Here is a 10,727-nt window from a genome sequence, read left to right on the forward strand (position 1 = left end):
ATTGAACCGCCCTGGGTTTGTTGGAGGCTTCTGACCTTGGAATCGAGAATAGAGTCATGGCAAAGAGTCAGGGAACTGGGAGGCCGACGGCACGTCGGTATTCGCCGGAGGAGAAAGCCGCAGCGGTGCGGATGGTTCGAACCTTGCGGGCAGAGCTTGGGACCGAGCACGGGACGGTCCATCGGGTGGCTACTCAGCTCGGATACGGGGTTGAGTCGGTGCGGTCGTGGGTCAAGCAAGCCGACATCGATGACGGGCACGTCGCCGGTGTGAGTACTGCGGATGCGGGCCGGATGCGGGACCTTGAGCAAGAAGTACGGGAGCTGCGTCGGGCGAACGAAATCCTGAAACGGGCTGCGAGTTTCTTCGGGGCGGAGCTCGACCGCCAACACCGGAAGTAGTCGCGTTCATCGACGCGAACAAGAACGACGTCGTTGAGGGTCGCCCGCTTGGAGTCGAGCCCATCTGCAGCCTGTTGCAGGTGGCTCCGAGCACGTACTACGCCGCGAGGGACCGTGCACCGTCCGCGCGTACCGTCAGCGACGCGGTTCTGATACCCGATCTAGTGGCCCTGTGGGAGAACAACTACCGCGTCTACGGGGTCCGTAAGCTTTGGAAAGCTGCGTGCCGGGCCGGAATGGACATCGGCCGCGACCAGACGGGCCGGTTGATGCGCGCCGCCGGCATCGAGGGCGCGACACGCTCGAAGCGGGTCAAAACGACCAGGGCTGACCCGGCTGCGGCGCGGCACCCGGATCTAGTCCGGCGGGAGTTCACCGCGGCGGCCCCGAACCGGCTCTGGGTGACCGACCTGACCTTCGTCCCGACATGGGCCGGCGTCGGGTACGTCTGTTTCATCATTGACGTGTTCAGCCGGATGATCGTCGGGTGGCGATGCGCGTCGCACATGCGCACCGAAATGGTTCTCGACGCGATCGAAATGGCCCGTTGGGGTCGTGGTGCTCACCACGAGGATCTTCGATGCCACAGCGATGCGGGCAGTCAATTCACGTCGATCCGCTACGGCGAACGTCTCGCGGAAATCGGCGCAACACCCTCGATCGGGACCGTCGGTGACAGCTACGACAACGCCCTCGCGGAGACGGTGAACGGCTACTACAAGACCGAACTCGTCCGCGGCCCCGCCCGACCCGGACCGTGGAAGACGGTCGAAGACCTCGAGCTAGCGACCCTCGGCTGGGTCCACTGGCACAACACCCAACGCCTCCACGGCTACCTCGGCGATGTTCCACCCGCGGAGTTCGAGCAGATGTTCTATGCTGACCAAACCGACCACGCTCAGCTGGCGGAAATCAAATAGCGCGAGTCTCCATCAAACCCAGGGCGGTTCAGCTTGGCTGAGGTTTGAGCTACCAACGTAGGCAGTATCGAACCCGGAGTTACGGCGGAAAAGCCAAGCTTTTGCGTGCAGCCGGGTGGCATGGGTTTCGTAGTTGATTTTCACTTCGGCACCGTGCCGGTTGACTAGTTCGTCGATTGCGCGACGTTCCGTGGCACCCATGTACGTCGTGGTGATGACTCTGAGCCGGACACCACGGTCTTTCAGCTGCTCGAGAGCGGGTTGGAGCAACCGGAGCCCTGTCCAGCGGACGAATGCACACAGGAGATCTACAGTGTTAGCTGACTCGATCTCGGTTCGCAGCTCGGCGGCCAAGTTCGGATCCTCTTTGCTGTTGGTTAGTAGAGCCGAATCTGACAGGGGTGTCGCGGGCCGGCGAAGGTTTCGGCGCTTCAGCGTATCCGGCTGGTGTAGTGAGAGTAGCTGCGTTGGCCCCTCGGCGATGCGGTCCGTGCTGGCCAGTTGCTCAAGTAGCTTATTTGCGAGAGCGACACGCTCACCCGGTTTGGCTGCGGCCAACTCTAGGCGGACGATGTCGGCCACATGGCGGGAGAGGATGTCCGGACTGTCTTCGTCTTCTACCGCGGCGAACACAGGTTGCACTCCAGATGCGCTCTTCAACGAACTGCTAAGAGCATTCGTAATAAGTAGTTCGTACAAGCCCTCAGGCAGCTGTTTTGCTGCCGCGCCCCCAACGGAATTAGTCACTGCGCCAGGCTATTGGGTAAATGCCTGGACGCCAAACCTTCCATAGGACCAGTTCATGTGGCTATTTCCGATTCCAAAACATTCCGTGTCGACATTAGAAATCCATTTTGGGGAATCGTAACCGCATTGCGGGTATTTGTGGAATGAGTGGGTAACCGCAGCACACAGCCCCTTGATTACCCGAGTCTCACCTATAGATCCGGAGCGCCGCCCCGTAGCCCTGTGGCAGTCCCTGACCGAGCAGCCAGGAGACCAGAACCTCGATCACCGCAGCCAGACTGAGCTCCTGCAAACGAGTGGCTCCCGCGTAAGGCTCGTTACCGGCGTCGTCCGCCGCTGCGCCGAGGCCAATCCTCCAGTTGTAGGTGGTGCCACCGTCGGCTCGCGCGACCTCCAACTGATACCCCGTACCGGTGTTCATCGCCTGCGCGTACCGACCCATCCCCAGCTGTTCAAGCCCCTTGGTCTGGACTGTGAGCCAGTCGCCGTCGTCGTCGATCATCTTGACTACTCCGACCAGGTGATCTGACGATTCGACGTCGTGCCACCCCGTGTAGGCTCCGTCAACCTGGGCCTGCCATTCCAAAGACTCTTCCGGTTGTACGCGAAGCATCAGTTCCAACTGCGAATCCACTTCGATCTTGAGCATTTATTTCCCTTTCGCAGCGGCGTTCCTCGTTCCATAGTCCATTCCCGTACCGACATTGTGGGATGGATCACGAAAATGTGGGCGAAGGTTGATAGCCTGCCAATACAGACGGTGGTGGGGTTCTCCACCGTCAAGAATCTGGGGGAACAATGCGTTGCATTCCGGGAGAGCCTGAATTCGGAGACGGCCAGTCCGCTGAGCGGGCTGTTTGGGAGCGGCTACGCGCTTCCCTGCCGGATGACGTCGTGCTCGCCCATTCGGTACAGGTCCGTCATGGTCGCGCCGAGTGCGAGATCGACATTCTCGTCTTGTGGCCCGGGGTTGGGCTCGCCGCCATCGAGGTCAAAGGCGGCCAGGTCAGTATCGATGGTGGCCAGTGGTACCAGTCGGACAGAGATGGGAAGCGCAAGCTCAGAAGTCCGATTGCTCAGTCTCAGAGTTCAATGCATGCATTCCGGGATTGGATTGGTGATCAGCTCGGGTCGCCGTTGACCAGCCGCTTCGCCTACATGGTTGCTCTGCCCTATACGCCCGTCCCGTCAAGCTGGTCCATGACAGGCTGTCCTCGGGTTCTCCTGCTCGACCAGGAGGACCTCCAGTCACCCGCCGACAAAATCCGCCGTGCCATCGAAATTGAAGGCAACGGAGCCATTCCGCTTGCGCCGCAGTATTTGGAACGAATCTGCACGAGGCTGGATGGGAAGCTCGAAACGCCATCGGGATCGGAGACCAGCCCTCAAGAACTCGAGGACCTGCAGGACCACCTGACGGAGCGGCAGAGCGGGCTCCTCTCCGCCACCCGCGACATTCCGCGGATCCGATTCACCGGCGGAGCGGGCAGCGGCAAGACCTGGCTGGCCGTCGCGAAAGCGCGCCAACTCTGCCGCGACGGCAACCGGGTCGGCCTGTTCTGCTACAACAAGGGCCTGGGACAGCACCTGCAGAACCAGGTCTCGGGGTGGCGGCAAGCCAAACCGGATTTCACGGGCGAGTTCCATGACTTTGTCCGGTCCCTCGGCATCCCGGACGGCACCGGACAGGCCTACTTCGACGAGGACATGCCGCGCCTGTTGATAGAGAAGGCTGCCAGCCTGCCATTGGAGCAGAAGTTGGATGCGGTCATCATCGACGAAGCGCAGGACTTCGCGCCGCTGTGGTGGGAAGCTCTGCTCGCCTGCTTGAAAGACCCACTGATGGGCCAGATCTATGCGTTCATGGACGACCGGCAGGATGTGTACCGCCGCTGGGGTGGGGCCACCGCAGACCTCGCTCATGGGCCGGCAGCAGAGCTCGTTCCCATCCACATTGACGACAACCTCCGGAACACACGCCGTATAGCCGAAGTATTCAAGTCTTTCGCCGGGGAGCACTTCACTCCCCGCGGCGGTACGGGACTGCCCGTTCGCCGGGTGGAGTGCGCCACCGAGGACGCGCTTGACATCGCCAGTGACTGTATTGACTCCCTCATCAATGATGGCTGGGCCGCGAACCAGATCGCCCTGCTCACCACCCGCCGCCGTCACCCGATCCACCAGGAACACTTCGACAGTGGAACCACTGACGAATACTGGCGCGACTTTCATGCGATGGAGACCGAGTTCTATGGGCACGTCCTCGGATTCAAGGGTCTCGAGCGTTCAGTAGTCGTCCTGTGTGTTGACGGCTTCAAAGAGATGGATCGTGCTGCCGAGCAACTGTACGTCGGGCTATCCCGTGCGCGAAGCCTTCTGGTTGTAGTCGGGGACTCGACGCTGCTTGCGGAGGCCGGTGGGCGAGAGTTGGAACGAGCGCTCGGAAGAGCGGAAAAGTGGGATCCCATACTTTCAGACTAATCACGGCATCTGACTTCATTCAGCATTCCATCTCAGACGCCGGGCCGCGCAAATGTGAAGCTTATCTGCTTCAATAGGGGCATGGATCTTGAGAATCACGACCTCGGCATTTTCGTTTCGGGCAAAGAAGCTGTGATTGTCGGCGATACCGACCTCATTCAGAAATTTATGCGGGAACTATCCGTCAGTCCTGAAGCCGCAGTTACCGCCAAGAAAGCAACACTTGACGCGGTGGCCGCTGCGACCGGGATAGCCGCAGTCGTAACGTCGATGACCGGTCAGACTTTCACCCTCACACCCGAATCCGCGCGACTTCTAGCTAGATTCAAGGAATATAATCCAGATGGCCCCTTGGCCGGATTGATTCGCGGAACAAAAGGCCAGATCGTAGGCAACTCAAAATTCGAACCTGCACTGATGAATCCCACGGCAATGTCTAATGTAGCTGCCCTTAGTGCGGCAGCGGCGCTGAAGGCAGCACTGGCTGACTTGGAGCAGCTTGTCGAGGCAATGGACATCAAGATCGATCGGCTACTGTCCGACAATCGAGCCCATGCGCTGGGTGACGTGCAAGGCATGACCCAAGTAATGGAAAAGGCGTACTCGCTGTACGAGGCGACCGGACGCATTAGCGAGACTACTTGGGCCCAAGTTTCCTTTCACAGCACATCACTCGCGCAATCCAGCTCCTACGCATTGAACCAGCTAGACCTCATCGCGGATTCTCTCCTCACGGGAAATGCGACGGAGAAGGCAGATGCAGTCAAGCACGCGAGTGAGGCGGAACTCCGCTCCTGGCTGGTTCTGTTGGCCGCGTGCCAGGTAAACCAAACGAGAATGGACACGCTTGAAATAGTCCACGCGGCCAAAAGCGCACCAGACGATTTGCAACATCACATCACCGCAGTCGAGCGTGCAGCCGCCACCCGCCACCAGATGGCCGGACTCAGGCTTCAGAAGCTAAATGACGCCGTCACAAAAGTATCTGACATCAACGATTTCTCGCGTGTTGTCAGCCCATTGCGCAGCAAGTCCACACTCAACGCCGTCGAAACCATCCACCAAACCATCGGACAGTTCGCGACGATCTATGGCCTGGAAGGGCTTGTCTACGGGACAGTTGAACGGGAGTCCTGGAGGAAGTCACTGAGCGACCTAACCAACCAGACCCGGACCGCTATCGGAACGGCTGCTAGCTCAGTTCCCAGCGCCGTCGGTAAAGCAAAACCACAGATGCAGAAGTTGCGAGAGATCGAATTCAGTCGCCCCAAATGGCCTCGGAAGTCGGGGGCTAAGGAACAGACGGCACTCGAGAGCACCGACGGCATTGAAGAAATCAGCCCGCCGTCAAATATGCCCTCACACTAGTGCGAAGCGCATCGGAGTGCTCATAGATCTCGTCCAGTGAAGCAATGGGAATTCGCTGCTCCACCTTCTGATCGTCAAAGATGCCCAAGTACTTCTGGACCCGGTTGAAGTGGAGGCGAGCAATCGGCTTCCTATTGTTGTCATCCAGAAGCACCGCGAAGTAGGACTTCGCGTCTCGTTGAACCACGCGCACCGGCTTAACTTCATTGCAGACAATCGCGCGAACGATTTGGTATCCTTCAAGCTCTTCAAGCGTGGTTTCCACACCTGTATCAGCGAGATCATCCGCAACGACCTGCTCGCTAGTCACGGTGGCCGCAAGTGTTGAATCATTCGCCATCGAGTAATTCGGCGAACCCAACGCGGTCTTCAGACGGTCATTAACTTGTTCATTGAGAAACTGTTTCGTCGCCTTCGTGACCAGCCCAGTGAACTGTTCACGCACCTTCTGTGTATACGCACCCTCATAGACCCGGGTGGTGAGCGACTTGATCCATTCGCTGTCCGGTTCTTTGAACTGGGCAGCCAAAGTCCGCTTGATCTGCCCAATGTACTTCAGCTCCCCTGCGGCACTGATAATCGAATCAAGATCGAAGATCTCCTTGGAAAGCTTCATCAACTCCGGGATCAAAGTCTCATCGATGTCATTGAGGTCGAGGACAAGAAATGGCTTTGAGTCCATCCGGTTAGGGGCATCCAAATCGGTGAAGAATTCGTAGACCTCCCCGTTGGTGAGAATCGCTATCCGGGCGTTTGTCACAGCAAAGTAGCGGTACAGCTGCGACGCGTGTTCGATCTTGATGGGTTCTTTGGACTTCTTGCATTCGATCAGAATCTGAACCGTGCCGCCATGCATGATCGCGTAATCAATTTTTTCGCCCTTCTTCACCCCGACATCTGCGGTAAATTCGGGGACTACCTCAAGCGGGTTAAAGACGTCATACCCAAGAATTGTCGAGATGAACGGCATGACGAATGCGTTCTTGGTCGCTTCTTCTGTTTCAATCTGAGACCTCTGCTGACGCACCTTCGCTGCCAATGCCGTCAGCCGTTCCGTAAAATCCACAATTCCCCCTGGATCGAAATGAATAATGCAACCCTAGTCGAACCGTCTGACAATTGGCGGATCACCACACAGCGGTATGCATTGGCGAGTCAGTTATCGGCCGGGGGGCTGTTTCAATTTTCGCGATGCGCTGAGGCCGAGTTAAGCATCCGCCGGTCCCGCCAGGCGCCGGTTGACCACAGCGCCAATGCGATCAGTACCGGCTGAAAGAACAGACGGATCAGGCGGGCTCTGTCTGTGTCTAGGCCGAAGGCGTTGACGCCGTCGACGTACTGAGCGATGTTGCCTGGGAAAACAGCCACGAAGAAGGCCGCGACGATCCAGCCAACGAGGACTCGCCAGCGCGGTAGGAAGATGAGCGCAGCCCCCAGAACCACCTCGACGATCCCGGACGCCACGACCACAAAGTCAGTATCGAGCGGCATCCATGCTGGCACCTGGGCCGCGAACTCCGCGCGGGCAAAAAACAGGTGCGACACCCCGGCGAAGAGAAGGAACGCGCCAAGCAAGATTCGGGCGATGGGTCGGAGAAGAGACAAACGGGGAAGATCGGTCACTCAGCGAAGCCTAGCAGCGACAACCGGGGCCGGGATGAAACCCGGCCCCCGGTCAATACATACTGTCGTCCCTATGGTGCGCCGGGAAGCGACTCACAGACGATGCCGTCCTTGTCCTGGTCGAGCCGAGCCACGTCGCCGTAGTACGGGAAGTACTTCTCGTACCAGTTCTGCGCTTCCCGCCAGGTGCTGAAGTCACCGCAGTTCTTGGTATCTCCGGGATTCGTTGGCTTTGGCGCTGGGGTCGGCTTCGGTGCTGGTGAGGGAGCTGGTGCAGGCTTTGGGGCTGGTGCCGGCTTTGGTGCCGGAGTCAGCACAACCGGAGCCGGCTGGGTCACCGCTGCTGGTTGCCCGGCACAGGTGCTCAACACATTTGCCATCGCATCCCGCTCCGCCTGGGTGACCCACAGGCCATGGATGGCCTTGGCTGAGATCTGTCGTGAAACGTAGGTGCAGCGGTAGGAGGTATTCGGCGGCAGCCAGGTGGCGGCGTCGCCGTCGCCCTTTTGCCCGTTCGTCGGACCATCGGTGGCCTGCAGGTTGAGTGGATCGTTGGCGAAAATCAGCCGCTGGTCGGCACTTAGCTGCTGCGCGCCCTTCTGCCACGCATCGGAGAGCGCGACAACGTGGTCAATCTGCACCTTGGCGCTGGTGGTGGTTCCGCGAACAAAGTTGATCACCATAGCGGTGTAGGGATCGTTCAGGACACCCGTTGCTACCTGACAAGTTCCATATGTGTAGGTGATGTTGGTGAGCTGACGCTTCAGCATGTCGTTGCGGGTGTCGCACCCGTTGTTGTCGGTGTCGAACCAGGTGGGCCCGAAGTTGTCGCGATCGTAGCCGGTCTTGGGAGCCCGACCCTTGACCGGGATGGACTGCAGCACCTGGGCCGCCGTCGACCCGTAAACGGCCGGACGGTTCAGCGGAAGTTCGGTCTTGGTGCGATACATGAAGGCGGCCATGGCGTCGCGCTTCACCGGCTGTAGCGGAAGGAATCGACCGTCTGGCCAACCGGTGGTGATGCCGGTGTTCGCGAGCCAGCTGATCTCTTTGTAGAACATGTTCTTGGTGGGCACGTCGCGGAACCCGGTAGTCCTGGAAGCAGTGAACGTTGGCTCAACGGAGAAACGGTAAAGGAAAGCCGCCATCGCGTCCCGGTTGACCGAGCTGAGAGGCTTGAAGGTGCGGTCCGGGTAGCCCGTGGTGATGCCCTCCGACGCAAGCCAATGGATCTCTTTGTAGAACTTGGTTCCCACCGGCACATCGGTAAACCACGACTGCTTGGGTGCCGTGTATACCGGTTCGCCAGCCAATCGGTAAAGAAAGGCAGCCATCGCGTCACGGGCTACCGACTGCAATGGTCGGAATGTGCCGTCCGGCCATCCCATCGAAATTTCCTGAGTAGCCAGCCAGGTGATCTCGGTGTGGAACTGGCTGGTGGACGGTACATCCCGGAACGTTGTCGCGGCGGTTGCCTGGGTCGGTGCGACGAGGGTGCCGGCGCCGATAACCAGCACCGCCAGCATCATGACGGCAGCTCTGATTGTTTTCACTTGTTCTCCATGGAGTGCTAACGCGGACGAATAGGTACAACGCGACACACAGGTAGAAGAACTTGAACGCCTGGACCCCAGCGCATGATGTCCCCCGGCTCATGCTCGTGATTGAAGCCTACGGTGATCCACGGTCCTCGCCGGTCGGCTTGGCTCAGCATTCGGGCAGGATTAACGAAAGAAATGTTCTCGACCCAATTACATCGGTAATGCTAAATCAGGAACATCAAAATACGGGGAAACTGCGCCATGGGGGCGATGGATCGCGAGTGGTTTTATAAGGACAATGACACCAAACCTTCGTCCAGACCTAAACCCGGATCGGGGGTCGGATCGGGCCTGCAACGTTCCCCCCTCCGGTCGGGTACCGCTGTGGACGATCCACGTCATTTGCGCTGCACGAATCACCCGACAGCTCTCAAGACTTTGTGGCCTACGACCCGTGTCGACCGGTCCATTATGTGGTCCGGCCAGAGTTCGCCCCGCCTGGCAGCGACGGACTGATCGAGGAAGCCGTCGTCGAAATATCCGCTGCCACTGGACTAACGTTCGTTTACCGAGGTACCACCACCGAAGCGCCCAGCGAGGACCGGGAAACCTACCAGCCTGATCGCTACGGCAAACGATGGGCACCCATCCTGATCACGTGGACCAGCCCGGCGGAGATCCCTGGCCTGGAAGGGGACGTCGCCGGTCTCGGCGGCAGCCCCTACGCTCATACTCCTGGCAAGCCCTTTGTCTATGTCGCTGGCCAGGTCCAGCTCGACGTGCCTGACCTTACCAACATCATTCAATACCCGGATGGTCGCGATCAGGTGAGGGCCATCATCGTGCACGAACTAGCTCACGTCGTCGGGCTCGATCACGTCGATGACCCCAGCCAGCTCATGCACGAGGGAAACAACGGGCTCACCGCCCTCGGCGACGGAGACAGAGCGGGTCTCGCGCTACTCGGCTCCGGGCCCTGCGTCCCCCAGCTGTAGGCATCATGGATCAGATCTTCCGGGAAGAGCTGAATCAGCCAAGGATCGAGTTGGTGATGAACAGCTACGGGGAACCTAAGATAAGACAAACTCCGGAGCGTACACTATTACGTACGTAAGGAGAATGCTATGAAGACCATGACCTACTCAGAATCACGTGCCAACTACGCCGCAACCCTCGATGCAGTACTCGACGACCGCGAAGAAGTGGTGATCACCCGCGCGGGGAAGGAACCGGTAGTCATCGTTTCCCTTGAGGACTACCAGTCACTGAAGGAAACTGCATACTTGCTCCGCAGCCCAGAGAATGCCCGCCGACTCCTTGGTGCCATCGAAAACCTGGAGCGAGGGGACGGCGTCGCCCGCGAGCTTGCCGAATGACCTTGCTCTGGGATGAGCGGGCATGGGAAGACTATGTCTGGTGGCAAACCGAAGACCGCAGAATCTTGAAGCGGATCAACGTCCTCATTAAGGACATCCAGCGGAACGGGAACGAGGGCATGGGTAAGCCCGAGCCACTCAGACACGGATTTCAGAGGTATTGGTCCCGACGGATCAATGACGAGCACCGTTTGGTTTACAAGGTGGTCGCGGACGAAATCCGCATCGCACAATGCCGCTACCACTACAGCAGATAGCCCTCAGCGCCGC

At 59.1% G+C, this 10,727-nt stretch carries 11 protein-coding genes and 1 other annotated feature; of the genes, 6 read left to right on the forward strand and 5 right to left on the reverse strand.

Annotated elements, in window-relative coordinates; translation table 11 throughout:
- The first annotated feature begins 56 nt into the window (after window positions 1-56).
- Window positions 57-1,321 (forward strand): IS3 family transposase gene (locus tag K728_RS0110405; RefSeq protein ID WP_156808956.1). Its coding sequence is split into 2 segments (ribosomal slippage): window positions 57-360 and window positions 360-1,321, totalling 1,266 coding nucleotides; the frame shifts between segments, so codons are not numbered across the junction.
- Window positions 356-490: a sequence feature (AL1L pseudoknot), on the forward strand. It overlaps the preceding gene by 135 nt.
- A gap of 12 nt (window positions 1,322-1,333) precedes the next feature.
- Here the strand turns inward: K728_RS0110405 and K728_RS0110410 are convergent.
- Window positions 1,334-1,963: a phospholipase D-like domain-containing protein gene (locus tag K728_RS0110410; RefSeq protein ID WP_443110962.1), complete on the reverse strand. Its 630-nt coding sequence runs from the start codon at window positions 1,961-1,963 to the stop codon at window positions 1,334-1,336.
- A gap of 292 nt (window positions 1,964-2,255) precedes the next feature.
- Entirely contained in the window at window positions 2,256-2,717 is a 462-nt protein-coding gene (locus K728_RS0110415; RefSeq protein WP_024476651.1) for a hypothetical protein, read from the reverse strand.
- A gap of 149 nt (window positions 2,718-2,866) precedes the next feature.
- Here K728_RS0110415 and K728_RS0110420 point away from each other — a divergent pair, with 149 nt between their 5' ends.
- Entirely contained in the window at window positions 2,867-4,549 is a 1,683-nt protein-coding gene (locus tag K728_RS0110420) for a nuclease-related domain-containing DEAD/DEAH box helicase (protein ID WP_024476652.1), read from the forward strand.
- An 81-nt stretch (window positions 4,550-4,630) separates the two neighbouring features.
- Complete coding sequence (locus tag K728_RS0110425; RefSeq protein WP_024476653.1) at window positions 4,631-5,917, forward strand: hypothetical protein; 1,287 nt, start codon at window positions 4,631-4,633, stop codon at window positions 5,915-5,917.
- Here the strand turns inward: K728_RS0110425 and K728_RS0110430 are convergent.
- The 3 genes from K728_RS0110430 to K728_RS0110440 form a co-directional block, all read right to left on the reverse strand.
- Window positions 5,886-6,983 carry a type I restriction endonuclease gene (locus tag K728_RS0110430; RefSeq protein WP_024476654.1) on the reverse strand — a complete coding sequence of 366 codons (1,098 nt, stop codon included), beginning with the start codon at window positions 6,981-6,983 and terminating at the stop codon, window positions 5,886-5,888. The two genes, K728_RS0110425 and K728_RS0110430, sit on opposite strands and share 32 nt — an antisense overlap.
- A gap of 113 nt (window positions 6,984-7,096) precedes the next feature.
- On the reverse strand, window positions 7,097-7,540 hold the full coding sequence (locus tag K728_RS0110435; RefSeq protein WP_237742128.1) for a DoxX family protein: 444 nt from the start codon (window positions 7,538-7,540) through the stop codon (window positions 7,097-7,099).
- Between the two features lie 71 nt (window positions 7,541-7,611).
- On the reverse strand, window positions 7,612-9,093 hold the full coding sequence (locus tag K728_RS0110440; protein WP_024476656.1) for an S-layer homology domain-containing protein: 1,482 nt from the start codon (window positions 9,091-9,093) through the stop codon (window positions 7,612-7,614).
- A gap of 428 nt (window positions 9,094-9,521) precedes the next feature.
- Here K728_RS0110440 and K728_RS0110445 point away from each other — a divergent pair, with 428 nt between their 5' ends.
- The 3 genes from K728_RS0110445 to K728_RS0110455 all read left to right on the forward strand — a co-directional run bounded on the left by K728_RS0110445 (window position 9,522) and on the right by K728_RS0110455 (window position 10,714).
- The gene (locus tag K728_RS0110445) at window positions 9,522-10,076 is read left to right on the forward strand and encodes a matrixin family metalloprotease (RefSeq protein ID WP_024476657.1); all 555 of its coding nucleotides are present in this window, start codon (window positions 9,522-9,524) and stop codon (window positions 10,074-10,076) included.
- A 129-nt stretch (window positions 10,077-10,205) separates the two neighbouring features.
- On the forward strand, window positions 10,206-10,457 hold the full coding sequence (locus tag K728_RS0110450; RefSeq protein WP_024476658.1) for a type II toxin-antitoxin system Phd/YefM family antitoxin: 252 nt from the start codon (window positions 10,206-10,208) through the stop codon (window positions 10,455-10,457).
- Entirely contained in the window at window positions 10,454-10,714 is a 261-nt protein-coding gene (locus K728_RS0110455) for a Txe/YoeB family addiction module toxin (RefSeq protein WP_024476659.1), read from the forward strand. The genes K728_RS0110450 and K728_RS0110455 overlap by 4 nt, the downstream gene beginning before the upstream one ends.
- The last annotated feature ends 13 nt before the right edge of the window (window positions 10,715-10,727 follow it).

The sequence above is a fragment of the Arthrobacter sp. CAL618 genome, assembly GCF_000468215.1.
GTDB lineage: Bacteria > Actinomycetota > Actinomycetes > Actinomycetales > Micrococcaceae > Arthrobacter_D.

Coding starts and splice junctions, on each gene's coding strand:
- K728_RS0110415 (WP_024476651.1), bottom strand. CDS start 2,717: ATGCTCAAGATCGAAGTGGATTCGCAGTTGGAACTGATGCTTCGCGTA.
- K728_RS0110450 (WP_024476658.1), top strand. CDS start 10,206: ATGAAGACCATGACCTACTCAGAATCACGTGCCAACTACGCCGCAACC.
- K728_RS0110425 (WP_024476653.1), top strand. CDS start 4,631: ATGGATCTTGAGAATCACGACCTCGGCATTTTCGTTTCGGGCAAAGAA.
- K728_RS0110455 (WP_024476659.1), top strand. CDS start 10,454: ATGACCTTGCTCTGGGATGAGCGGGCATGGGAAGACTATGTCTGGTGG.
- K728_RS0110420 (WP_024476652.1), top strand. CDS start 2,867: ATGCGTTGCATTCCGGGAGAGCCTGAATTCGGAGACGGCCAGTCCGCT.